Below are 24,814 nucleotides of genomic sequence, written 5' to 3'. Positions count from 1 at the left end.
CGGCTCGGCACGATCCTCACCGGGTGTGCCGAGTGGACAGAGCACGGGTCAGGGCGGCCGCGCTGCCGCCGAGCGCGCCCACCCCGGTGGCAGCCAGCCCCGCCAACCGCAACGCCCGCCGCCGCGGGCCTGCCTGCGGCCGTCGATCGCGGTGGGTCCCCTCCGGCGGCCCGTCCGAATATCCGTCCCGAGAGACGTTGCGGTCGCTGTCCCCGGCCATCCGCATCACCTGCGCGCTGTGCAGCGCGCGGCGGCCCCCACCAGCCTGCTCGATCTGGGTCTGGCAGGAGAAGCCGTTGGCGACGACGAGGGTGTCCTGTTCGGCCGCGCGCACCGCGGGCAGCAGCGCCTGCTCCCCGCAATCCACCGAGATCCCGAACTTGCCCTGCTCGTAACCCCACGCGCCGGCGACCCCGCAGCAGCCACCGCTGACCGGCTGCACGGTGACTCCCATCCGCTCCAGGAGCTGTTGCTCGGGCTCGACCCCTCCGGTGGCGCGGTGATGGCAGTGCCCCCACAGCAGTGCCCGACGCGCCAGCTTCGGTACCTCGACGTCGAAGGTCTGGTAGAACTCCGCGAAGTGGTAGGAATGGGCCGCCAGACGACGGGCGTCGTCATCGTGCGGCAGCATCTTGACCAACTCGTCCTTGAACACCGCCAGACAGCTGGGCTCCATGCCCACCACAGGGGTGCCTGCCCGGATGTCGGCACGCAGCACGTCCAGGACGCGACGCAGATAGCGCTCGGCCATGTCGAGAAAACCGTAGTCGTAGAGCGGCCGCCCGCAGCAGACGTGCCGGTCGGGCAGGACGACCTGCCAGCCCGCCGCTTCCAGCGCCTCGACGCAGGCCACTCCGACATCGGTGTGCAGATGATTGTTGAACGTGTCGGGAAACAGCACCACACGACGCCCGTACGGATTGGCCGTCCCGCCCCGCTCGGCGAACCACCGCTGCAACGTGACCGGGGCGAACGTCGGCAACTCGCGCTGCTGATCGATGCCACCGGCCCACTTCACCAGCGACCGCAGCAGCGGAGTCTGCGTGGCCGCGTTGACCAGTTCCGGCATCCGCGTGGCAAGCCGCGATGCCTGGTCGATGAACCCGAACGCGTAGGCATGGCGTGGACGCCAACGGCGCATCGAGCGATAGTGGTGGTAGCGAAACTCCGCCTTGTAGGAGGGCATGTCCACACCCACCGGGCAGTCGCTCGTGCAGCCCTTGCACGCCAGGCACAGGTCCAGCGACTCGGAGACCTCCTGGGACTGCCAGCCGTCGGTGATCACCTCGCCCTGCAGCATCTCGAACAGCAGCCGAGCCCGCCCACGGGTGGTGTGCTTCTCCTCGCGGGTCACCTGATAGCTGGGGCACATGGTGCTCTCGGCTTCCGGCTGGCGACAGGTACCGATCCCCACGCACCGCAACGCGGCGTGTGCGAAGTCGCCCCCGTCCTGCGGGTAGGCGAGCTTGACCTCCGGACGCTGCGGGTTGTAGTCGGTGCCCAGGCGCAGGTTCTCGTCGAAGCGATAGGCATCGACGACCTTGCCCGGATTCATCTTCCAGTCCGGATCCCAAATTCCCTTGAACTCCCGCATCGCCTCGAGCAGGCGGGGTCCGTACTGCTTGCTCAGCAGCTCGGCGCGCTGCTGGCCGTCACCGTGCTCCCCGGAGAGCGATCCGCCGTAGGCGGCGACGAGATCGGCGGCTTCCTCCATGAAGGCCCGGTAGGTGCGCAGCCCCTCGGCGCTGCGCAGATCGAAGTTGATCCGGGAGTGAATGCAGCCCTCACCGAAGTGGCCGTACATGGCGCCGCGCAGGTCGTACTTGCCGTAGAGGCTTCGCAGGTCCCGCACGTAGTCACCGAGATGTTCGGGCGGAACCGCGGAATCCTCCCAACCGGGCCAGTGGTCCTTGTCCCCCGGGGGAAACGCCGTGGAGCCCAGGCCGCTCTCCCGGATGTTCCACAGGGTCTGACTGTTGCCGCCCTCCTGCACGCTCTTGGAGATGACGATCCGGTCGTCGTCGTAGCCGAGTTCGCTACGCAGCCACTCGACGAACTGCTCGGCGCGCTCTACCGACTCTTCCTGCGAATCGGCGCCGAACTGCACCATCAGCCACGCGTGGTTGCCTCCCAGCCGGGGCAGCTCGTGCAGGCCTTCGAGGTTGATCCCCTCCTGCTGCTGATCCTGGACGAGCCGGGAATCGATCGCTTCCAGACCGATCGGCTTCCATTCCCGGACCCGCACCACGTGCTCGGCTGCCTCGACGATGTCCGCATACTCCACGATGACCGTGGTGCGCTCCGGCATCGCCGGGGTGAGCAGGAGAGTCGTGCTCAGCGCGGTAGCACAGGTTCCTTCCGTGCCGACCAGCGCGCGGGCGACGTTGAACCCCTTCTCCGGTAGGAGCTCGTCGAGGTTGTAGCCCGAGACCCGCCGGGGCATCGTCTCCACCGAGGGAAACCCCGCTCGGATGTCCTCGGCGTAGCGGTCCCGGAGAGCGCGCAGCTCGGCGTAGATCTCACCCTTGCGCCCGCCCTCGGCGATGATGCGATCGAGATCCGCCTCCTCGTCGACCCCCGTCCAGAACCGCTCTCCGTCGTAGGTGACCACTTCGAGAGCGTGCACATTGTCGGAGGTGCGGGGGCCGGGGCCGTGGAAGTGGGACTGCACCGAATGGATACCGCAGGAGTTGTTGCCGACATTGCCGCCGATCGTGCACCGCGAGTGCGTCGAGGGGTCGGGCCCGAAGACCAGGTTGTACTCGCCGGTGATCCGGTTGACCTGCTCGTTGATCGCCCCGGGCTGAGCCGTGACCCGCCGCCGGTCGGGATCGACCTCACCGGTACCGGTCAGGTACTTGGAGAAGTCGAGCACGACGGCGACGTTGACCGTCTCCCCGGACAGGCTCGTCCCACCCCCGCGACACAGCAACGGCGCCCCGTAGCGATGACAGGCCACGGTCGCAGCGACCACGTCGTCGAGCGTCGCGGGAAGCACCACGCCGAGCGGGACCTGCCGGTAGTTCGACGCATCGCTGGCATACAGCGCCTTCGAAGCGGTGTCGAAGCGCACCTCCCCCCGGAGGTGCCGCCGCAGGTGCGCTTCGAGTCCTTTGACGTTGACCGTCTCGGCGGCGGCCATCCCGGTGGAGAAGCGGGTATCCGGATGAGCCGGAACGGTGACCTGCTCGGCCACCATCAGCGCTCCCGTCCCGGCATTGCTTCCTTGACCGACTCGGTGAACTCGTGCGCCTTCTGCTTGGCGCCCTTGGCGACGATGCCCCACGTCTGCGGGTCGCCCTCGCGCAGTGCCTTGGCCACTTTCTGGGCCTGCATCTTCTTGATGTGCGGCGGGATCGGCGGGATCTCGCTGTCGACGACGACCTCGAACACGACGGGGCCGTTCGCGGCCAGTGCCTCGTCCCACGCCGCTCCGAGATCGTCCGGGCTGTCGCACCGGATCCCGGTGAATCCCAGAAGTCTCGCCCACTCGGCGTAGGGCACGTCGGGAATGTTCTGCGAGCCCGGGAACTTGCGTTCCCCGCCCATCGCCCGCTGCTCCCAGGTGACCTGGTTGAGGTCCCGGTTGTTGAACACGCAGAAAATCAACGGGGAACGACTCATCCGGTCCAGATAACCCTTGACGGTGATCAATTCGAGCATCCCGTTCATCTGGAACACGCCGTCGCCGACCAGCGCGATGGCGGGGCGGTCCGGGAAGGCGAACTTGGCGCTGATGGCATACGGAGTGCCCGGCCCCATCGTGGCGAGGTTCCCGGCCAGGGACGCCGACATCCCCTTGCGCAGTTTGAGGTGTCGCGACCACCAGTTGGCGACCGATCCGGCATCGGTGGTGATGACGCAGTCGTCCGGAAGCCGCTTGGACAGCTCGTGGACCACCAGCTCGGGGTTGAGCGGATCGGCCTCGTCATGGGCGCGATCGTCGAGCACCCGCCACCATTCGTCGACCTCGGATTCGATCTTCTCCCGCCAGGACCGGTCCTGTTTGCGCTGCAGCATCGGGATCAGTTCCTGCAGGGTGTCCCGGGAATCGCCCACGAGCTGTGCGTCCATCGGGTAGCGAACACCGATCATCCGCCCGTCGATGTCGATCTCCACGCCCTTGCACTGCCCTTCGGGCGGCAACCACTCCGCGTACGGGAAGCTGGTTCCGATGAACAGCAGCGTGTCGGCGTTCATCACCATCTCGTGACTCGCCGTCGAGCCGAGCAACCCGATCGGCCCGGTGACGTAGGGCAGATCGTCCGGGAGCACCTCCCGGCCGAGGGAGGTCTTGGCCACGCCCGCTCCGAGCAGCTCGGCGACCTCGACGACCTCGTCGGCCGCCTTGGCAGCACCCTGCCCGACCAGGATGCCCACCTTCTCCCCCTCGTTGAGGACTTCGGCGGCCTTGCGCAGCTCACTCTGCTCGGGAATGGTCCGCGACTCGGTGCGGCCCGCGGTGGTGTAGACGGCGCCGTGCTCGCGCGGTGGCGACGGCTGCGCTTCCTCCATCGCGACGTCTTCCGGAACGATGATCGTCGCGACGGTACGGTTGGTCAACGCGACCTTGCACGCGCGATCGATCAACTGGCGGGCCTGCGCGGGATGCATGCAGGTCTGCACGAATTCGGAGACGTCCTTGTACAGCGTGTTGGGGTCGATCTCCTGCTGGTAGGCGCTGCCCAGGGCGATCCGCTTCTGCTGGCCGACGATGGCCACGACGGGCTGGTGATCCAGCTTGGCGTCGTAGAGCCCGTTGAGCAGGTGGATCGTGCCGCCGCCGGAGGTGGCCAGGCAGCAGCCGATCTCCCCGGTGAACTTGGCGTGCGCGGTGGCCATGAACGCGCCCATCTCCTCGTGGCGCGGCTGGATCAGCTCCGGGTCGCCGTCGGCTCGGTCGAGTGCCCCCAGCAGGGAATTGATCCCGTCGCCGGGGTAGCCGAAGATGCGGTGGATGTTCCATTGGCGGAGGCGGTCGAGGATGAAGTCGGCGGTCTGCGGCATGAGCGGGCCTCCCGGAAGTAACTGACGGGTGTTGATCCGGTACTACCCGTGGCCGACGCCTGCGAAACGAACAGCAGGCATACACTCCCGGCGTCTGTGGTATGCCCCGGCCGTGACGACCAGAGCGACGGAGACGGTCCCGATCGAACGCATCGACGTCTCGGCCTACGAGATCCCCACCGACGCACCCGAATCCGACGGGACCCTGGCCTGGGACTCCACGACGCTGGTGCTGGTCCGGGCGCACGCCGCCGACCGGACCGGGGTCGGTTACACCTATGCCGGGCCGTCGGCGGCCACCGTGGTCGACAGCAAACTCTCCTCTGTGGTCATCGGCAGGGACGCGCTGACTCCGCAGGAATCGTGGCAGGCGATGCAGCACGCCGTGCGCAACCTCGGCAAGCCCGGAGTGGTGGCCGAGGCGATCTCGGCCGTCGACATCGCGCTGTGGGATCTGCATGCGCGGCTCCTCGACCTGCCGTTGACGATCGCCCTCGGGGCCATCCACGCGGCCACACCGATCTACGGCAGCGGCGGCTTCACCTCCTACGACAACGACACCCTCGGCAGGCAGCTGGCCGGGTGGGTCGAGGCGGGCATCTACCGGGTGAAGATGAAGGTCGGCCGCGATCCGAGCGCCGACCGGGGCAGGTTGAGCGCTGCCCGGCTCGCCATCGGCGAGGGGCCGAGCCTGTTCGTCGACGCCAACGGTGCCTACGCCCGCAAGGACGCCGCGGGATGGGCCCGGGTCTTCGCCGACTTCGGTGTGAGCTGGCTGGAGGAACCGGTCAGCTCCGACGACCTGGAAGGACTACGGCTGCTGCGGGATCGGGGACCGGCGGGCATGGACATCGCCGCGGGCGAGTACGGCTACCACCTGCCCTACTTCCACCACATGCTCAACGCCGGCGCGGTCGACTGCCTGCAGGCCGACGTTACCCGGTGCCTGGGCATCAGCGGGCTGCTGCGGGTGGCCGCACTGTGCGACGCGCGCACCATGGATCTCTCGCTGCACTGTGCACCGCAGGTCAGCGCCCAGGTGGGCACCGCCGTGTGGCACCTGCGGCACCTGGAGTACTTCCACGATCACGTCCGCATCGAGCGGATCGCCTTCGACGGAATACTGGAGCCCGAACCCGACGGCCTGCTGCGCCCGGACCGCTCCCGTCCCGGCCTCGGGCTGGACGTCAAGGACGCCGACCTGGAGCAGTACCGCGTGCGCTGACTTGGGTCTCGGCGGTGAAGTTTTACTTGAAACTGGAATCTCTCGCACCCCGACGAGTGATGAAGCAGCGGCTTATCCCCGCATGTGCGGGGAGCACCAGGGAATCTTGGAGAACTCCAGCCCAGTCGAGGGATCATCCCCGCATGCGCGGGGAGCACACATCGCCCCACGCCACGCGGGGCATGCCGTGCGGATCACCCCCGCATGCGCGGGGAGCACGTGGGCGACGATATCGCCGGGCGTGATGGTGCGGGATCATCCCCGCATGCGCGGGGAGCACGGACGCTGATCCGGCGAGTACCACCCCGACCCGGGATCATCCCCGCATGCGCGGGGAGCACCGGATGGAATGAGGAACAGGCTCGCGCGGATGCGGATCATCCCCGCATGCGCGGGGAGCACGGGAGGGGGAAAACCAGGCAGATGCAAGCCCACGGATCATCCCCGCATGCGCGGGGAGCACCTGATCCCCACCACTGGGCGATATCGCGTCGAGGGATCATCCCCGCATGCGCGGGGAGCACCCAAGCACCCGGACCCTGAGCCGCCAGGGTTCGGGATCATCCCCGCATGCGCGGGGAGCACATCCCGCAATACGACACGATCGACTCCAGCGGAGGATCATCCCCGCATGCGCGGGGAGCACGCACTCGCTCGGCAGCGAGCCGGTTGAGCTGCAGGATCATCCCCGCATGCGCGGGGAGCACCCGGTAACGACCTGCTCCGGCGTACCAAGGAACGGATCATCCCCGCATGCGCGGGGAGCACGTGCAGTGCTCGGCGTCGCAGTACAGGACGGTCGGATCATCCCCGCATGCGCGGGGAGCACGGACACGCGTCCGGAGACTCCGCGGTGAAGTACGGATCATCCCCGCATGCGCGGGGAGCACGAGGTAGTAGCCGGGTGCCGGGCGCTCCGGGAGGGATCATCCCCGCATGCGCGGGGAGCACCCAGGTCCGGGCGCTTTCCGGACCTGGGGCGTCGGATCATCCCCGCATGCGCGGGGAGCACCGATCACGTGCAGGGCACGGCACCAACACTGGAGGATCATCCCCGCATGCGCGGGGAGCACATGCGGCACCTGCCGAGATGTGGTCGTCGGCGGGGATCATCCCCGCATGCGCGGGGAGCACCCTCTACTTGCTTGCCTATTTGCTTATACTTGCGGATCATCCCCGCATGCGCGGGGAGCACCCGATCTCAGCGCGGGCTACGGCGTAGGTGCTGGGATCATCCCCGCATGCGCGGGGAGCACATCATCTCCAAGCAGCGCTGCACGCCAGGCCGGGGATCATCCCCGCATGCGCGGGGAGCACACCGTCCTCGGTCGCGACAAGGCATCGAGGGTGGGATCATCCCCGCATGCGCGGGGAGCACGACTCGCCGCGCCCGAACCGCTCGCCGAGGGCCGGATCATCCCCGCATGCGCGGGGAGCACTCTCCGCGCACGTGTGCGCTCCACGTAGGTGTGGGATCATCCCCGCATGCGCGGGGAGCACCATGCCGCGCCTGCCGGCGGCGTCAGCCATCCGGGATCATCCCCGCATGCGCGGGGAGCACCCCGGCCCGCTCCTGCTCCTCCAGGCTGATCGAGGATCATCCCCGCATGCGCGGGGAGCACGTCTCCGGAATCACGTGAAACCGAACGCCAGGAGGATCATCCCCGCATGCGCGGGGAGCACGAGGTCGCCATCCTGCGCGCAGCAGGCGAGGAGGGATCATCCCCGCATGCGCGGGGAGCACGCATTCACTACGGACACCGTAGCACCCATTGTGGGATCATCCCCGCATGCGCGGGGAGCACCCCGGCCCGCTCCTGCTCCTCCAGGCTGATCGAGGATCATCCCCGCATGCGCGGGGAGCACGTCTCCGGAATCACGTGAAACCGAACGCCAGGAGGATCATCCCCGCATGCGCGGGGAGCACGAGGTCGCCATCCTGCGCGCAGCAGGCGAGGAGGGATCATCCCCGCATGCGCGGGGAGCACGCATTCACTACGGACACCGTAGCACCCATTGTGGGATCATCCCCGCATGCGCGGGGAGCACATCGCGTGCGGGGTCGACGAGCCGTCGTTCTGCGGATCATCCCCGCATGCGCGGGGAGCACACCACATCGTACATCACCGACCCGACACCACTGGGATCATCCCCGCATGCGCGGGGAGCACGCGTAGCAATGGGAGGATGAAAGATTATGCGACGGATCATCCCCGCATGCGCGGGGAGCACCCGGGGCGGAATCGTGCGGATGGCTGGCTCGAGGGATCATCCCCGCATGCGCGGGGAGCACACTTGATGACCAGGAAGAATAATACACCATCCTGCAAAATAGCTTCGGTTTAGGCGGACGCTTACTTCCGTTGAAAAGGCGCTTAACCAGCGCCGACAACGCACGAACAGCGAAGCCGTAGCAGTGAGCCCCGCCTGCCGGAGGAAAAGTCGTGCGAGGCTCACAGTACGTACCGTCAGCCGTCGAGGCGGCCGGACTTGAGGGCGTCGGTAAACGCGGCCCAGGCAGTCGAGCTGAACGGTAGGACCGGGCTCGTCTGCCCGAGCTTGGTGTCGGCAACGCCTGTCGCGCCTGGCACGTGCGCCACGGTCACGCACGCCGAGCCGCCGCCATTGCTGCGGCTGCTCTTGTACCAGCGAGCCTGGCTGAAGTCTGGGGCGGGCATGATCGCTCCCTCGTCGTACTCATAGCTGCTCGGCGAGCTTGCTGATCAGTGTCAGCGAGGCTGCCGGATCCAGCGCCCTGTCGTTCTCCAGAGCACTGTAGTTCAGGCTATACGACGTGACTTCGTCCTCATCTTCCACGTAGACACATCCGGTCAAGTAGTCCGCGAAGGGCACATCCGGGTCTTCGGGGTCTGGGAAGCTCAGGAGGATGAAGGGGACCCCCAGGGCGGGCACGGCACCGGCGGAGAAGGGGAGCACCTGGATGGTGACGTGTGGGAGTTCGGCCATTGCGGCGAGGTGTTGAAGCTGCTCGCGCATCACCTCGGGGCCGCCGACCTCCTGACGCAATGCTGCTTCCCCGATGACGGTGCTGAGTTGCAGCGGCTCGCTCTCGTGCAGCCCTTGCTGGCGCTGGGCGCGAAGACTGGCTCGCTCTGCTGCCACGGAGCTGTCCACCTTCGGTAGCCATGCCTGCGTCAGCGCGGTCGCGTAGCGCTCGGTCTGCAGCAATCCCGGGATCAGGTCCGTGGTGTATTCGCGGACGTGGCTGGCTTCGGATTCCAATCCCACGTATTCGTGGAAGTTGGAAGCCAAGGTTTCGCTGCCGTAGCGCTGCCACCAGCCTTTCTGCCGCGCTTGAACGGCGAGGGCCATGTACTGGTCACGCTCTTGATCGGGCACACCGTAGATGGTGGCCAGGGCGATGATCTCCGCAGGTCCGGGGATCTGCTCGGCATTCTCGTATCTGCTGACTTTGGCTGTGCTCCATCCCAGCACCGTGCCGACGTCATCCTGACGCATCCCGGCGCGATCACGCCAGGTACGCAAGCGGCGCACCAGTTTGCGCAGCCGGACCGTGGGACTGATGCGTTCGGTCATGCGTTTCTCCTGATCACCCTCGTTGTTGTTGGGAAGACTACCTGTCGACAGTTCCATGGCACTGCTCCAATCGAGTGTGTAACCGAAAGAGTGATCCACTATGGATTGCGTTTATGAAATTTACAGTGGACTATGGGTACAGATCAACGGAAGTAGCTGAGGTGGGTGATGCGAGTGGACCGACAAGGCAGGTCTTGATCAGAGCGACTACGCCCACGCCTGCTGAGCAGGCGACTGAAGAGCCATCGAAAGTAAAAACCTCCCCGCGCTGAGCTTGGCGGCGCACGCGGGGAGGGCCCTTTCACCGGTTTCCCTACTGAAAGGCGATGTTGATGCTATCTCCTGACTCGGAGTGCTCCGGTACCCCGGAGTGGATTTCCGCTGACCGAATCGATCCGGATTCGGTGGTGCGGCATGTGCGCTACCGCGCCGGTGAGGTCGGCGAGTCGCAGCGGTGCGTGCATGTGGTGCTGCCGACGGCACAAGGCCTGCTGGCCTCGGCCTGCGGGCAGCGGTTCGCACCGGGCCGGATGGAAGACACGGCCGGTGGGATGCCGTGCCTGGCCTGCGTGCAACGGCTGGCCGCCGCCGAGCGGGGCGGGACCGCACGGCGCTTGGTGGATGAGCACGGCGAGGGCGGGTTGCCCGGATGAGCCCACGCGGCCGGGCCGGGTGGTTCCCGGCCCGTGATCGCCGGGAACCGGATGCGCATTTGGTGTTCAGCAAGCACGGCAACGGTGCCTGCGGGGTGGCCGTGATCCCGGCAGATCCGTCCCGAACGCCGACCGATTATCCCCGCTGTGCGGTGTGTGCGGGCCTGGCCGAGGCCACCGACATGCCATCCCCACGCCGCGATGTACCGCCGCACGGCCGTGACCAGCAGCAACGGAGCACGACATGGAAATGATGATCTTCCTGGCCGGCATCGCGGTGTTGACCGGACTCGGGATGGTGCTGGCCTGGCCTCGCCAGGAGGACCTGGGCCCGGACGAGCCTCGCGAATCGGGAGAGCACCGGAGTGTGCGTGCCTCGCGAAGTCGGGGAAAAGCGTGAACGCCCTGGCGGTGTCCTGGACGGGAGTGTGGATGGCCGGAATACACGAGTCGGCCTGGCATGCCGTACCGACTCCACAGGCGGGGCAGCGACCGGTGGCGGCCTGCGGGCACCGGTTGTCCGGCCCGGTCCACCGCAGACTCGGTGTGGACCCACCGCAGGAGGGGCGGCGCACGGTGTGTCCACCGTGTACCCAGGTCATCGGCCACAGCGGCAAGCCGCACCGCCCGCGAGTGTCCGCGCGCATCGACCCGCCCGAGCGCGATCCGGACATCGACTGGCCGCACAGCGATCCCGACGATGAGGACGACGTCGCGACTCGGCGGCGCCCCTGCCTGGACACGGCCCTGGCGCTGCTGTGTTTGTGCAGTTTCGCGCGAAACTGCAATTCCTGCGCCGACACGCCGAGTGTCGTGACATAGCCCTGACCCGGCGCGGGTGCCGCAACCCCGACCCGGCACCGTGCCGACCCGCATCTCGCAGCCGCCAACGACGTCGTGCTGCGGGGTGCGGGTGCCCAATCACGTGTCCCCGCGTATATCTCCTGGTGACCATCGAGATGAGCACTGTCCGCCCTTCGAGTGACCACAGCGTCCGCGCGAGGGGCGGCCGACCGCGAGGGTTGTGCTCGGGCGCGGGGTCCTGCTGCTCGTGGCGGTGTCAGCGAGGTTGGTAGTCGTCGTGGGGTGCCACCTGGCTCAGTTCGACGATGTTGTTCTTTTCCCACCAGGTCAGCCGGGCAGCGGCTGGGGTGTTGCGCTGGATGGCGCAGCGCCACGCCATGGCGCCGTCGGCGCGGATGTGGGCGGGAGCGGCGCCGGAGGAGTGTGTGCGGAGTCGGTGTACCTGCCTGCCGTCCCTCTCCGGTGCGCGGCCGGTGATGACGTCGACGCAGGCCCGCATGATCCTCTCCCGGTCGACCAGCTCCTGCGCTTGGAGAGAGGCGAGAAACTCGTGGCCGAGGTGGTATTCGCGCAGTGGCCACCTGCTCCGGTCGTCCTCGGTGGAGGTGTGCAACCACGTCAGCCAGGCCTCGTGGCGGAACTGCTGTTCGGGATCCGTGTACACCCGGCGGTATTGCTCGATCTCGGTGCGGAGCTGCCGCAGTTGCTGGTCCAGATTCCGTGCTTGGCTGCGGGCGGCGTCCCGCTCCCCGGACACGGTGGCGAACTGTTCTCGGAGGGCATTCAGCTCGGTGATGGTGCGGGCATGTGCGGTCTGTTCGTCGGCCAGTCGGGAGGCGAGATCGGCTTCGGTGCTGTCCGCGTGGGGAGAGTCGTCCGGAAGCGGGACCCCGAGAGCCCGGGCAGCTTTCGCGATCGCTCCCTCCGGACCGAGGCGGTCGGTCCGGATCAAGGGGTGGTCCGTGAAGGCGTCGCGGTGACCTGTACCGGGATGGAATACCCGCAGCGCACCACCGTAGACCAGGAGTGGCTCGGGGAGCTCGTCGGACAGTGTGTAGCAGATCCGCGGATTGTCCACGAGAACGACCTCGGCGGTCGGGGAGACGAGCCGACATAGTCGATGTGGATCGATCAGCGGCGTGCCCGCTCCGCTCGGAGAGACGACCACGGTCGGATGCTCGCGCAGCGGATCGAAGAGGTCGTGCACGAGGTGGCGCACATCCTCGGCGTCGTGCACCACGCGCAGGTCACTGCTGTGCTCGCCGCCGGAATGCTGCCGATGGTGGACGAGAGTCATGGTGGTTCCCTTCGGAATGAGAGCGGGAGAGCTGTTTTTCGTGCCGACGCTACCGTAGTCCTTTGAATACTGGTTGGTGGTAATCGCGTATGTTCGGAGATGTTCGTTCGGATTGAATCCGAAACTCGACTCTGCCGTCGAATGCGATCGGATGCCGAGCAGCGTAGCGAACGTGAGAACTGCTTGGCAAGAGGGGGAGAGTCGATTTTTCGACGTTCATGCAATGGGCGGAAGCGGGATCGCTGAGCTGCGACGATGCGTGTTGGCCGCATGATCTCGGGAGAGCTGTGCACTTTTGGGGAGAATTATATTGAGTGCCGGGATATTGCTCGAAATAAATGCATCAGCAATTCTTGCTTTTGTGGCTCGGTGGGCCTGCGGGGTTCCCGCCGACTCGCCCGCAGCCGGCGTACGCCTTACTGCTCTCGCCCGTACGACGGGTGGCTCGCGGCGCTACGGGCGAGCAGAACGTCGAGACCACCGACCAGCAGATAGGTGATCACCGTGCCCAGCGCGGTCAGCGGCCAGCCGAAGAAGCCGGGGATCCGGGACAGGCCGTAGGCCACAGCCACGGCAACGATGATGGACAGTAGATCGATGGCACCGCTCATCGTCTCGACCTGACCACCCTCTCCGAGGCTGCCTTCCTGGAAGAGCATCACGAAAACCAGTCCGACCAGAACAAAAGCGATCGCCGCACCGAGAGCGAAAGCCATCGTCTCCCACGCGGCCGCCGGGCCGCTGGCCCCGTTGATCAGCCCGTAGGCCGGATTCGGAATTTCCCTGTTCGGAGCGCTCCGATGCGTCATGACCCTGGTCGTTGTCGTCCTCGGTCATATTCAGCAGCACAGCACACTGGGGTATTCGGTAGCTACTGCGATCGCATCGTCCGCTTCCCATCGGAAGCGGCTCAGCCCCGCTTGCGACCGTACCGGGCGGCCAGTGCCGAGCAGGTGCCCGTGAAAGCAGCCATTGCGGTCAGGATGGCTCGCCGGTGCATCGACAGCCACAGCACCGGGTCCCGGGAGTGGGCCTGGTCGTCGAAGTCCCCGTGGGCTCCGCGATCGGCGTGCTCGTCCTGCGGGTGGAACAGGTTCTCACCCCAGCGGGGAAGGTCGGCGCTGGTCTGCTGCGAGTTCACTCCGGTACGGCCGAGGAAGAGGTCGAGCACCTTGGGAGCGAGTCGCTCGCCGAGCACCGTGTAGGCGGTGGCCACCCCCACCCACATGTTCCGCCGGGGATGCTCGGCGAGGAACGCGACGGCCTTGGCCGCGAGCTCGGGCTGGAAGATCGGCGGGACGGGCATCGGATGGCGCGGCATCTTCGAGGCGTTCCAGTTGAACTGCGGGGTGTTCAACCCCGGTAGTTGCACCATGCACAGCTTGACGCTGCTCTTGTCGTGCACCAGCTCGGTGAGCACTGACTCGGTGAACCCCTTCACCGCGTGCTTCGCTCCACAGTAGGCAACCTGCAGCGGGATCGAGCGATATGCCATGGCCGAGCCGATATTGACGATGACTCCCCGGTCACGGGGACGCATCCGCTCCAGCGCGGCCAGCGTGCCGTGCACCTGGCCGTAGTAGCTGACCTCGGTGACCCGCCGGAACTCCGCCATGCCGGTGTCCCAGGAGAAGGCCAGGGAGCCGGCGAAGGCCACGTTGATCCACACGCCGATCTCGCCGAGCATGTCCTCGACCTGCGTGGCGGCCTGCTGCACCGCGTCGTACTCGGCGACGTCGGTCGGGATCGGCAGGGCCCTCCTTCCCGCGTTCTCGACGTCTCCGACCGCACCGTCGAGGCCGGCTCGTCCGCGAGCCAGGATCGCCACGTCGTAGCCGCGGGCGGCGAGCTCCCGGACGATCGCACGGCCGACGCCCGCCGTGCCGCCGGTCACCACGGCCACTTCGGAGCTTTCCGTGGAATTCGCTGTCGAAGTCATGCCCACCCCTTCCTCGTGTTGCTCGCGCTTGTCCCGCCGTGCGAACGTCTCCCGCGACGGGGCAGTACCCGGTAGCGGCGCTCGGGACACTCCACTCAGGATGTTCCCGGGCGGGCGAGTCGGCATGCCGCTTCGAGCATGAGCGCGTGCACGAACGCCTGTGGAATGTTTCCCCGCAGCTGACGCTGGTTGACGTCGTATTCCTCGGAGTACAGGCCTGCGGGGCCGCAGGCAGCCCGGTTGCGTTCGAACCACGCTCTGGCCTCGATTTCCCAGCCCTGCTGGTGGGTGGCCAGTGCGGTGAAGAATCCGCAGAGCAGGAAGGCCCCCTCGGCCTCGTACAGCGGGCGCTGGTCGTGCCGGAACCGGTAGACGTAACCGTCCTGGGTCAGCTCCTCGCGTACGGCGTCGAGCGTGGCCACGCTGCGGGGATCGTCGGCGGGCACGGCTCCGCGGAGGGCGGGTAGCAGGAGCGCGGCGTCGACTTCGGTATCACTCGGGCTGCGTTGCCAGCGTCCGGAGGGGTGCAGGCAATCCCGCGTGGTCTCGGCGACGATGGCATCGGCCAGTGCGGTCCACGATGCGGCCTGGGCCGTGGTCGCACCGGCTTTGGCGACGGCACGCAGCCCGGCGGCACAGATCAACCGAGAGTGCGCCCAGTGCTCGGCATCGAGTTCCCACACTCCGGTGTCGGGTTCATCCCGGCGTTTCCCGATCGCATCCACCGTGGTTTCCACGGCTCGCCAGTGCTCGGTGCCGAGCCGGTCGTGGCGTGCTGCGGCGGCGAACAGCAGCAGCGCTTCCCCGAACGCGTCGAGCTGGAACTGGTCGTTGATCCCGTTGCCTGCTCGGTTGCCACCACCCGGATAGCCGCGCACGTGCGGCAGCTTGTGCATGTCGGGCACCTGACCTCCGGTCACCGTGTAGGCCGGGCGCAACGACGGCCCGTCGTCGAGGACCCGTTCGGCGATGAAAGCCACGGCATCGTCGAGCAACGGGTGGGGGCCATCGGCGGCCACGGCCTGAGCCGCATAGCACTGATCGCGGATCCAGGTGTATCGGTAGTCGTAGTTGCGGCCTGCCTCGGCTCGTTCGGGAAGTGAGGTGGTCACGGCGGCGACCATCCCGCCGCTGGTACTGGTCAATCCGCGCAGTACGGCGTAGGCGTGCTGCGCGTCCCGTCTGCCGATCGTCGCTCCCAGTTCGGGCACGCTGCGTCGCCAGTGATGCTCGGTGGCTTCCCAGGCTTGCGGTGCAGTCATCGGATGCGGCGACAGAGGCCGGTCGGAGAGCTCCAGCACCAGATCGTGATACGAGCTGTCCGGGACGGTCAGCGTGCACGTGAGGACACCGCCGTCCTCCCTGGCGGTCCCCGCGCCCGACCACCGTAGATACAGCGGGCCGACCCTGCCGGTCCAGACGCCGTCGTCGCAGGACAGTCGGCTCAGCGACTGACGCCCGAAGCCACCTCGCGGGTCGAGCAGCACCCGCACCTCGGCCGGACCGTCGACGGCCTGCACGCGGCGCAGGACGACGGCGGTGTGCGGATCACCGGGAAACGCCAGGGCCTCCCGGCACTCGATCGCCCCGGAGGAGGTCATCCACCGGGAGTGCCAGATCAGCGTTGCCTCCTCGTAGTAGCCGCCCCAGACGTACCAGGGGTCGGCCGGGCTGACCGCGTAGGCGCCTGCACCTCCGATCAGGGTGGAGAACACCGCGTCGGAGTCCCAGCGCGGGGCACACATCCAGACGATGTCACCGCGCGGGCCGATCAGCGCGCCTCGTTCCCCGTCGGCGAGCAACGCGTACTCCCGCAGGACCTCCGGGCGGAAATCAGGTGCGGCGGCCATGTCAGAGCTCAGCGACCCTGGTGTCCACGAAGGAGTAGTCACAATGCTCCGGCCGGACCACGTCAGCCCTCCGATCAGCAGCGGAAGAGGTGCCGGAGTTAGGGTAACTCCGTGTCGCCGCTTCAACACGCGCACGAGAGAGGCGGTGTGCCCGCATGCTGCCGCCGGATCACCGCACCCGAGTGGATTCGCCTGCCAGGTGGGAGCTGAGCGGAGTGCGCGGAAACGACCGGAGACCTCGTTTGAGCTTGGCGAAGGCCGGCCAGTGGGCCAGGGTGGTGACCGCATCCCACAGCCGCAGTGCCTCGTCGCCTTCCGGTGACGTGTCGATGACGGGTCCGAAGAAAGCGGGGCCGTCGGGCGGAGCGAAGGACAGGATCGGGGTGCCCACTCCGCCGCCTGCGCGTTCCACGGCCTGCCGGGTTTCGGCCCGCAACGTCGCGTCCCGGCCGGTGTCATCGGCGGCCTCGGCGAGTTGTTCACTCATGCCGACACGGGACAGGATGGGTGCCAGATCGCGACCTCGGGCGGTTTCCGACAGCACGGCCTCGAACGTGGTTTCCTGCGGTGCGGGCCGATCCCACACGGCTTGGCCCATCGCCGTGTACAGCTCACCGAGAGGTGCGCTGCCGTAGGTCTCCCGGGCCGCGTCCACCACGCGCAGCATCTCCAGCCCGCGCTGGTGGGCGTCGGGATACTCGGCCGGGCGATTCTCGTAGCCGATCGGCTCGTTGAGGATGCGCAGTGCCAGCGGCCGCCAGGTGACCTGCAGGGGACGCTGCCGCGCCACCTCGCACACCCACCGGGAGGTCACCCAGCAGAACGGGCAGACGGGATCGAAGTGGAACTCCAGCTCGGCGGCACTCATCGCGAACCTCACCTCTCGCCGGAAAAACCGGGGTGCACCGGGTGCATCCCAGCCTCGCCGACCGACCGAGATCCCGCATCGTCGCGCACCCATCCGGTACCGCTGCACCGTTGAAGTCCGGCAGCGCCGGTGGTTTTCGACGACGCGGTGAATCTTCAGCGCCGCCGGGGCACCGGCACTCGCACGAGGTCCTCGGCGAGGACGATCTCACCGTCGAACTGCTCGGCGGCCTCCTCGCGGAAGCGCTCCACCTGGGAATACCGCTGGGAGAAGTGGGTGAGCACGAGCAGTCGCACGCCGCACTCGGCGGCCACCCGACCCGCCTGCGCGGCGGTGAGGTGGAAGTGCTCGGTGGCGAGCGCGGCGTCCTCGTCGAGATAGGTCGCTTCGATCACCAGCAGGTCGGCGCCGTCGGCGAGGTCGTACACCGCGTCACACAGGCGGGTGTCCATGATGAAGGCGGCACGCTGGCCCCGGCGTGGCTCGCTGACCTGTTCCAGGTGCACGGTGTGCCCGTCGACGTCGAGCGTGCCGGTGCGCTGGAGCAGGCCGACCCGCGGCCCGCCGATGCCGAACCGGGCCAGCAGTTCGGGCACCATCCGCCTACCGTCCGGCTCGACCAGCCGGTACCCGAAGGATTCGATCCGGTGATCGAGCCGCCGGGCCTGCAATTCCCCGAACGGTCCGGAGACGACCCGTCCCTCGGCGGCGACCGGTTCCTCGTGAAGTTCGGTGGTCTCGTGGAAGGCACTGGCGTGGCGCAACCGCTTGAAGAAGTGCTCGCCCGAAGCCGGATAGTGGGCGTACACCGGATGGGTGACCCGGTCCGTCGAGAGCCGCTGCACGACTCCCGGAACTCCGAGGCAGTGGTCACCGTGAAAGTGGGTGAGGCAGATCCGGGTGATGTCGCCGGCGGACACCCCGGCTCGCAGCATCTGCCGCTGTGTTCCTTCTCCCGGGTCGAACAGCAGTCCTTCCCCGTCCCAGCGCAGCAGGTATCCGTTGTGATTGCGCCCGCGTGTGGGCACCTGGCTCGCGGTACCCAGCACGACCAGTTCCCGAACCGACACCTCGGCGACGATACTGCCCGGCCGGGGAAAGGGTGAGTGACCTCACGGTCCTGCCGTCGAGCGGTACGTGGCTTCGGTGTGCGTGGCCACCCCGGGATGGCCATGGTCGGCAAAGGTCGACACGGGCCGGCCCTTGCCATGGCGCACTGTCGCGTCTACCGTTTCAGTCAGTGGGATATGTGTTCGCTGATGTAACGTAAGTTACGCGGCGTTGTTTTCGCGGCATTCGGTCTGTAAAGTGCCGTGAACTGACCGAGAGTGCAACGGCGCACCCTTCTTGTTTTTTGTCAGTACCGCAAAGGTGCTCACGGATTACTGCGAGTTGGCTTTCTCAGCCCCGCAGTCCGTTTTCAGGCGAGGAAGGGGCCGATGCCAGTGTCCCGGAATGTGAGAAATCAGGCGCAACGCGGCGCCGAGCCCCAGGGTCTGTACGACCCCGCGAACGATCACGACGCCTGTGGTGTCGCTTTCGTCGCCGATATGGCGGGTCGTCGCGATCGCTCGATCGTCGACAAGGCACTTGCCGCACTGCGCAACCTGGAACACCGAGGCGCCCAGGGAGCCGATCCGGACACCGGTGACGGGGTCGGCATTCTGACGCAGATTCCGGATGAATTCCTGCGTGAAGTGGTTCCGTTCGAAATTCCCGAACCGGGAACCTACGCGGTGGGTAACGGATTTTTGCCCACCGAGGACGCCGCGTACGAGGACGCGGTGGCCACACTCGAACGACTTGCCGGTGAAGAAGGACTCCGCGTGCTCGGTTGGCGTGAACTGCCGACCGACCCCGCCTGTGCGGGACAGACCGCGCGCGAGGTCATGCCGCGGTTCCGCCAGCTCTTCCTGGCCGAAGCCGAAACCGGCGCGACCGGCCGGGAAGGCGGCGAGGACGCGGTGATGCGGCTTGAGCGCCGCGCCTTCTGCGTGCGCAAGCGTGCCGAGCACGAGGCCGACGTGTATTTCCCGAGCCTGTCGGCGCGCACGTTGGTCTACAAGGGGATGCTGACCGAGTCGCAGCTCGATGCGTTCTTCCTCGATCTCACCGACGAGCGGTTCGTCAGTGCGATCGGTTTGGTGCACTCGCGGTTTTCCACCAACACCTTCCCGTCGTGGCCGCTGGCGCATCCGTACCGCTACATCGCCCACAACGGCGAGATCAACACGATGCGCGGTAACCGCAACTGGATGCGCACCCGCGAGAGCATGCTCGACACCGACCTGATCCCGGGGGACCTGCAGCGGCTCTACCCGATCGCCACCCCGGAGGCCAGCGACTCGGCCTCCCTCGACGAGGTGCTGGAGCTGCTGCATCTCGGTGGGCGGTCGCTGCCGCACTCGGTGTTGATGATGATCCCGGAGGCGTGGGAGAACCACGCCGAGATGGATCCGCAGCGCCGGGCGTTCTACGAGTTCCACAACAACCTGATGGAACCGTGGGACGGTCCGGCTCTGGTGTCGTTCACCGACGGCACCCGGATCGGTGCCGTGCTGGACCGCAACGGTCTGCGCCCCGGCCGCTACTGGGTCACCGACGACGGTCTCGTGGTGTTGGCGAGCGAGACCGGGGTCCTGGACATCGACCCCGCGCGGGTGACGCGCAAGGGCAGGTTGCAGCCGGGCCGGATGTTCCTGGTCGACACCGAGCAGGGCCGCATCCTCGACGACGAGGAGATCAAGGGGGAACTCGCCGCCGAGAACCCGTACCGCCAGTGGCTGGACGAGGGCCTGCTGCACCTGGACGACCTGCCGGAACGCGAGCGGGAAGTTCCCTCGCACGCCTCGCTGGTGCACCGTCAGCAGCTGTTCGGCTACACCGAGGAGGAGCTCGGTGTCCTGCTCAAGCCGATGGCGGCCACGGGCGCCGAGCCGGTCGGCTCGATGGGCAACGACGTGCCGCTGGCGGCGCTGTCGGAACGTCCCCGCCAGCTGTTCGACTACTTCACCCAGCTGTTCGCGCAGGTGACCAATCCGCCGTTGGACTCGATCCGCGAGGAACTGGTGACCTCGCTGACCACGCACGTCGGTCCCGAGCACAACCTGCTGGCCACCGACCCGGCCGCGTGCCACCAGCTGGTCCTGCCGTTCCCGGTGCTCGACAACGACGAGCTCGCCAAGATCGTGCACATCGACGACGACGGCGACCGTCCCGACCTGCGGTCGGTGACCATCCACATGGTCTACCGGGCCTCCGAGGGCGGCGCCGGGCTGCGTGCGCGACTGGACGAGATCTGCCGCGAGGTCTCCGAGGCCGTGGCCGACGGCGCACGGATCATCGTGCTCTCCGACCGGGGAGCCGACGCCGAATACGCGGCGATCCCGTCGCTCATGGTGACCGGAGCCGTGCATCACCACCTGGTGCGGGAGAAGAGCCGTACCCAGGTGGGGCTGGTCGTGGAGGCCGGTGACGTCCGCGAGGTGCACCACATCGCCCTGCTGGTCGGCTACGGTGCCGCCGCGGTCAACCCGTATCTGGCGATGGCCGGTGTCGAAGACCTCGTCCAGCGCGGCCTGCTGCCGGGGATGGAGGCCAAGCAGGCCACCGACAACCTCATCAAGGCGCTCGGCAAGGGCTTGCGCAAGACGATGTCCAAGATGGGCGTGTCCACGGTCGCCTCCTACACCGGCGCGCAGATCTTCGAGGCGATCGGGCTCGGTGCCGACGTCGTCGAGCGCTGCTTCGCGGGGACGACCTCCCGCCTCGGTGGTGCGGACTTCGAGACCCTGGCTCAGGAGGTCAACGAGCGTCACCGCAAAACCTTCCCGGTCGACGGCATCAAGGCCGACCACCGGGAGCTCAACGTCGGCGGTGAGTACCAGTGGCGCCGCGAGGGCGACCCGCACCTGTTCAACCCGCACACGGTGTTCAAGCTGCAGCATTCCACCCGCAGCGGGCAGTACGAGGTGTTCAAGGAGTACACCCGCCACGTCGACGAGCAGTCCGAGAACCTGATGACCATGCGCGGGCTGCTCGGCTTCCGCGAGGGTGCTCGGGAGCCGGTCCCGATCGAGGAGGTCGAGCCCGTCTCCGAGATCGTCAAGCGGTTCGCCACCGGTGGCATCTCCTACGGATCGATCTCCCAGGAGATGCACGAGGTCCTGGCCGTGGCCATGAACCGGCTGGGCGGCAAGTCCAACACCGGTGAGGGCGGCGAGGACGCCGACCGGTTCACCGTGGACGCCAACGGTGACTGGCGGCGCTCGGCGATCAAGCAGGCTGCCAGCGGGCGGTTCGGCGTGACCAGCGAGTACCTGGTCAACTCCGACGACATCCAGATCAAGATGGCCCAGGGGGCCAAGCCGGGCGAAGGTGGCCAGCTTCCCGGTCACAAGGTCTACCCGTGGATCGCCGGAACCCGGCACTCCACTCCCGGTGTCGGCCTGATCTCGCCCCCTCCGCACCACGACATCTACTCCATCGAGGACATCGCCCAGCTCATCTACGACCTGAAGAACGCCAACCCCCGGGCGCGGGTCCACGTGAAGCTGGTCTCCGAGGTCGGTGTGGGCACGGTCGCGGCGGGTGTGAGCAAGGCTCACGCCGATGTCGTGCTGATCTCCGGGCACGACGGTGGCACGGGGGCTTCCCCCCTGTCGTCGATCAAGCACGCGGGTGCGCCCTGGGAGCTGGGCTTGGCCGAGACGCAGCAGACGCTGCTGGCCAATAACCTGCGGGACCGCATCGTGGTGCAGACCGACGGTCAGCTCAAGACCGGTCGCGACGTCATGATCGCCGCGCTGCTGGGTGCCGAGGAATTCGGCTTCGCCACCGCACCGCTGGTGGTCTCCGGCTGCGTGATGATGCGCGTGTGCCACCTGGACACCTGCCCGGTCGGTGTGGCCACCCAGAATCCCGAATTGCGGGCGAAGTTCGACGGCCGGGCCGACTACATCGTGAACTTCTTCGAGTTCATCGCCCAGGAGGTTCGCGAGCACCTGGCCGCGCTCGGTTTCCGGTCCATCGCCGAGGCCGTCGGCCACGCCGACATGCTCGACACCGACTCCGCCGCACGGCACTGGAAGACGCAGGGGCTGGACTTCTCGCCGATCCTGCACGTGCCGGAGCTCCCTCCGGAGGCCTCGCGCCACTGCACCACCGCCCAGGACCACGGGTTGGAAAAGGCGCTGGACAACACGCTGATCCAGCTCTGCGAGGGGGCGCTGGCCGATGCCACGCCGGTGCGCCTGGAGATGCCGGTGCGCAACGTCAACCGCACCGTGGGCACCATGCTCGGCTCCGAGGTGACCCGCCAGTGGGGCGGCGAGGGGTTGCCCGACGACACCATCGACGTGACCTTCACCGGCTCGGCGGGCCAGTCGTTCGGTGCTTTCGTGCCCCGTGGCATCACCCTGCGGCTCCTCGGCGACGCCAACGACTACGTCGGCAAGGGGCTGTCCGGGGGACGCATCGTGGTGCGTCCCGAGTCGACGGCCTCCTTCGCCGCCGAGCACAACGTGATCGCGGGCAACGTGCTGCTGTACGGCGCCACGGGCGGCGAGATGTTCGTGCGCGGCGTCGTGGGCGAACGGTTCGCCGTGCGCAACTCCGGTGCCGTCGCCGTCGTCGAGGGCGTGGGCGACCACGGCTGCGAGTACATGACCGGAGGCCGGGTGATCGTGCTGGGCAGCACCGGGCGGAATTTCGCCGCGGGCATGTCCGGCGGTGTGGCCTACGTCCTGGACCTGCACGAGCAGCGGGTCAACCACGACATGGTCGACCTGGACCCGTTGGACGACGAGGACCGGCGGTTCCTGGCCGAGCAAGTGCGCAAGCACCACGACGAGACGGGATCGACCGTGGCCGGCGCACTGCTGGCCGACTGGGACGCCGCGCTGCGGCGTTTCGGCAAGGTCATGCCGAAGGACTTCAAGCGCGTGCTCACCGCGAAGGCCGATGCCGAGCGCGACGGGCGCGACGTCAACGAGGCGATCATGGAGGCCGCTCATGGCTGACCCGAAGGGCTTTCTGACCACGCCGCGCCAGACGCCGCAGCGCCGGCCGGTGGACATCCGCATCAGCGACTGGCGGGAGGTCTATCACGACTTCGCCCGCGACAACCTGGAAAAGCAGGCGGGTCGCTGCATGGACTGCGGGATCCCGTTCTGCCACCAGGGTTGCCCACTGGGCAACCTCATCCCGGAGTGGAACGACCTGGTGTGGCGGGAGGACTGGCGGTCGGCCATCGAACGGCTGCACGCCACCAACAACTTCCCGGAGTTCACCGGCACGCTGTGCCCGGCGCCGTGCGAGGCCGCGTGCGTGCTGGGCATCAACTCGGACCCGGTGACCATCAAGCAGGTCGAGATCGAGATCATCGACCGTGCCTGGGACGAGGGCTGGGTGCAGCCGCAGCCGCCGGCCACGCTCACCGGCAGGCGGGTCGCCGTGGTCGGCTCGGGACCGGCCGGTCTGGCCGCCGCGCAGCAGTTGACCCGTGCCGGTCACGAGGTCGTGGTCTACGAGCGGGCCGACCGTATCGGCGGGCTCCTGCGCTACGGCATCCCCGAGTTCAAGATGGAAAAGCACCGGCTGGACCGGCGGCTCGGGCAGATGCGCTCGGAAGGCACCGAGTTCCGCACCGGCGTCAACGCCGGTGCCGATCTCACGGCCGAGCAACTGCGGTCGGAGCACGATGCCGTGGTGCTCGCCGGTGGCTCGACCAAGGCACGTGAACTGCCGATTCCCGGCCGGGAACTGGACGGCGTGCATCAGGCCATGGAGTACCTGCCCCCGTCCAACCGGGTGCAGGAAGGTGACCTGGCCGAGTCGCCGATCAGTGCCGAGGGCAAGCACGTGGTGGTCATCGGCGGTGGTGACACCGGCGCCGACTGCCTCGGCACCGCCCACCGGCAGGGTGCGGCGTCGGTGACGCAGCTGGAGATCATGCCCACGCCGCCGTCGTCGCGGCCCGACAATCAGCCGTGGCCGACCTACCCGATGCTCTACCGCGTCTCCTCGGCCCACGAGGAGGGTGGCGAGCGGCTGTTCTCGGTCAACACCCAGGAGTTCCTCGGCGACGAGCAGGGCAGGCTGCGCGCGCTGCGCCTGGTGGAGGTCCGCCAGGAGGAGGGCAGGTTCGTCCCGGTGGAAGGTACCGAGCAGGAGATCCCCTGTGAGCTGGCGTTGCTGGCGATGGGCTTCGTCGGTCCCGAACGCGAGGGACTGATCGACGATCTCGGTGTCGACCTCGACGGCCGGGGCAACGTGGTGCGCGATGGCTCCTTCATGACCACGGTGGACGGCGTGTTCACGGCCGGGGACATGGGCCGGGGTCAGTCGCTGATCGTCTGGGCCATCTCCGAGGGGCGCTCGGCCGCCGCCGGGGTGGACCGCTACCTGACCGGTCGGGACGTGCTGCCGTCACCGATCAAGCCCACCGATCGTCCCCTGAACTGATCTCCGTGAACCGAGTCCCGGTGGACGGTGTGGGGACAGCGCCGGGTCCGAGTGCGCTCGGGCCCGGCGCTGTGTCATGGTGGCCTGCTCGGTGGTGATCTCGGCGGGCTCTTGCGAGTTCGGTGTGGCTGGTGGGGAAGAATCGAGCG

16 protein-coding genes and 1 CRISPR repeat array are annotated in these 24,814 nt (G+C 67.7%); of the genes, 6 read left to right on the top strand and 10 right to left on the bottom strand.

The genetic code is table 11. The features are described from left to right. Positions 1-16: 16 nt before the first annotated feature. Both JOF55_RS01280 and JOF55_RS01275 read right to left on the bottom strand, forming a co-directional pair. Positions 17-3,199, bottom strand: coding sequence for an FAD-binding and (Fe-S)-binding domain-containing protein (locus JOF55_RS01280; RefSeq protein ID WP_310268260.1), 3,183 nt, complete (start codon positions 3,197-3,199; stop codon positions 17-19). Further along, entirely contained in the window at positions 3,199-5,007 is a 1,809-nt protein-coding gene (locus JOF55_RS01275; protein ID WP_310268257.1) for a thiamine pyrophosphate-requiring protein, read from the bottom strand. The genes JOF55_RS01280 and JOF55_RS01275 overlap by 1 nt, the downstream gene beginning before the upstream one ends. 112 nt (positions 5,008-5,119) lie before the next feature. On the opposite strand from JOF55_RS01275, the gene JOF55_RS01270 reads away from it, so the two are divergent. Beyond that, on the top strand, positions 5,120-6,232 hold the full coding sequence (locus JOF55_RS01270; RefSeq protein ID WP_310268256.1) for an enolase C-terminal domain-like protein: 1,113 nt from the start codon (positions 5,120-5,122) through the stop codon (positions 6,230-6,232). 69 nt (positions 6,233-6,301) lie between these two features. Continuing rightward, positions 6,302-8,525: direct repeats of the CRISPR family, unit length 28 nt; unit sequence GGATCATCCCCGCATGCGCGGGGAGCAC. 175 nt (positions 8,526-8,700) lie between these two features. On the opposite strand, the gene JOF55_RS01265 is transcribed toward JOF55_RS01270, so the two are convergent. After that, positions 8,701-8,910, bottom strand: a complete 210-nt coding sequence (locus JOF55_RS01265; RefSeq protein ID WP_310268253.1) for a DUF397 domain-containing protein — start codon at positions 8,908-8,910, stop codon at positions 8,701-8,703. 19 nt (positions 8,911-8,929) lie between these two features. Further along, positions 8,930-9,847: a helix-turn-helix domain-containing protein gene (locus tag JOF55_RS01260; RefSeq protein WP_310268250.1), complete on the bottom strand. Its 918-nt coding sequence runs from the start codon at positions 9,845-9,847 to the stop codon at positions 8,930-8,932. A gap of 275 nt (positions 9,848-10,122) precedes the next feature. Between JOF55_RS01260 and JOF55_RS01255 the strand changes: the two genes are divergently transcribed. From JOF55_RS01255 to JOF55_RS01245, 3 genes are all read left to right on the top strand, one after another. Further along, the gene (locus tag JOF55_RS01255; RefSeq protein ID WP_310268247.1) at positions 10,123-10,443 is read left to right on the top strand and encodes a hypothetical protein; all 321 of its coding nucleotides are present in this window, start codon (positions 10,123-10,125) and stop codon (positions 10,441-10,443) included. A 244-nt stretch (positions 10,444-10,687) separates the two neighbouring features. Beyond that, a complete protein-coding gene (locus tag JOF55_RS01250) occupies positions 10,688-10,843 on the top strand; it encodes a hypothetical protein (RefSeq protein ID WP_310268244.1) in 156 nt (51 codons plus the stop codon). Beyond that, positions 10,840-11,265, top strand: a complete 426-nt coding sequence (locus JOF55_RS01245; protein ID WP_310268241.1) for a hypothetical protein — start codon at positions 10,840-10,842, stop codon at positions 11,263-11,265. The genes JOF55_RS01250 and JOF55_RS01245 overlap by 4 nt, the downstream gene beginning before the upstream one ends. 238 nt (positions 11,266-11,503) lie before the next feature. Here the strand turns inward: JOF55_RS01245 and JOF55_RS01240 are convergent, their stop codons facing one another. The 6 genes from JOF55_RS01240 to JOF55_RS01215 all read right to left on the bottom strand — a co-directional run bounded on the left by JOF55_RS01240 (position 11,504) and on the right by JOF55_RS01215 (position 18,271). After that, positions 11,504-12,544, bottom strand: a complete 1,041-nt coding sequence (locus tag JOF55_RS01240; RefSeq protein WP_310268238.1) for a hypothetical protein — start codon at positions 12,542-12,544, stop codon at positions 11,504-11,506. Positions 12,545-12,960: 416 nt separating this feature from the next. Next, a complete protein-coding gene (locus JOF55_RS01235) occupies positions 12,961-13,353 on the bottom strand; it encodes a hypothetical protein (protein WP_310268236.1) in 393 nt (130 codons plus the stop codon). Positions 13,354-13,454: 101 nt separating this feature from the next. Further along, positions 13,455-14,483 carry an SDR family oxidoreductase gene (locus JOF55_RS01230; protein ID WP_310268233.1) on the bottom strand — a complete coding sequence of 343 codons (1,029 nt, stop codon included), beginning with the start codon at positions 14,481-14,483 and terminating at the stop codon, positions 13,455-13,457. A gap of 95 nt (positions 14,484-14,578) precedes the next feature. After that, on the bottom strand, positions 14,579-16,333 hold the full coding sequence (locus JOF55_RS01225; protein WP_310268231.1) for a glycoside hydrolase family 15 protein: 1,755 nt from the start codon (positions 16,331-16,333) through the stop codon (positions 14,579-14,581). 169 nt (positions 16,334-16,502) lie between these two features. Then, positions 16,503-17,201, bottom strand: coding sequence for a mycothiol-dependent nitroreductase Rv2466c family protein (locus JOF55_RS01220; RefSeq protein WP_310268227.1), 699 nt, complete (start codon positions 17,199-17,201; stop codon positions 16,503-16,505). Positions 17,202-17,356: 155 nt separating this feature from the next. Then, positions 17,357-18,271, bottom strand: a complete 915-nt coding sequence (locus JOF55_RS01215) for a ribonuclease Z (RefSeq protein ID WP_310268225.1) — start codon at positions 18,269-18,271, stop codon at positions 17,357-17,359. A gap of 387 nt (positions 18,272-18,658) precedes the next feature. On the opposite strand from JOF55_RS01215, the gene gltB reads away from it, so the two are divergent. After that, positions 18,659-23,221, top strand: a complete 4,563-nt coding sequence (gene gltB, locus JOF55_RS01210) for a glutamate synthase large subunit (RefSeq protein WP_310268222.1) — start codon at positions 18,659-18,661, stop codon at positions 23,219-23,221. Beyond that, positions 23,214-24,665 (top strand): glutamate synthase subunit beta, encoded by a 1,452-nt coding sequence (locus tag JOF55_RS01205; protein ID WP_310268221.1) that lies wholly within the window; start codon positions 23,214-23,216, stop codon positions 24,663-24,665. Before gltB ends, JOF55_RS01205 begins: the two co-directional genes overlap by 8 nt. The last annotated feature ends 149 nt before the right edge of the window (positions 24,666-24,814 follow it).

Source organism: Haloactinomyces albus (genome assembly GCF_031458135.1).
Lineage (GTDB): Bacteria > Actinomycetota > Actinomycetes > Mycobacteriales > Pseudonocardiaceae > Haloactinomyces > Haloactinomyces albus.
This window is presented reverse-complemented; position numbering and strand designations above follow the sequence as displayed.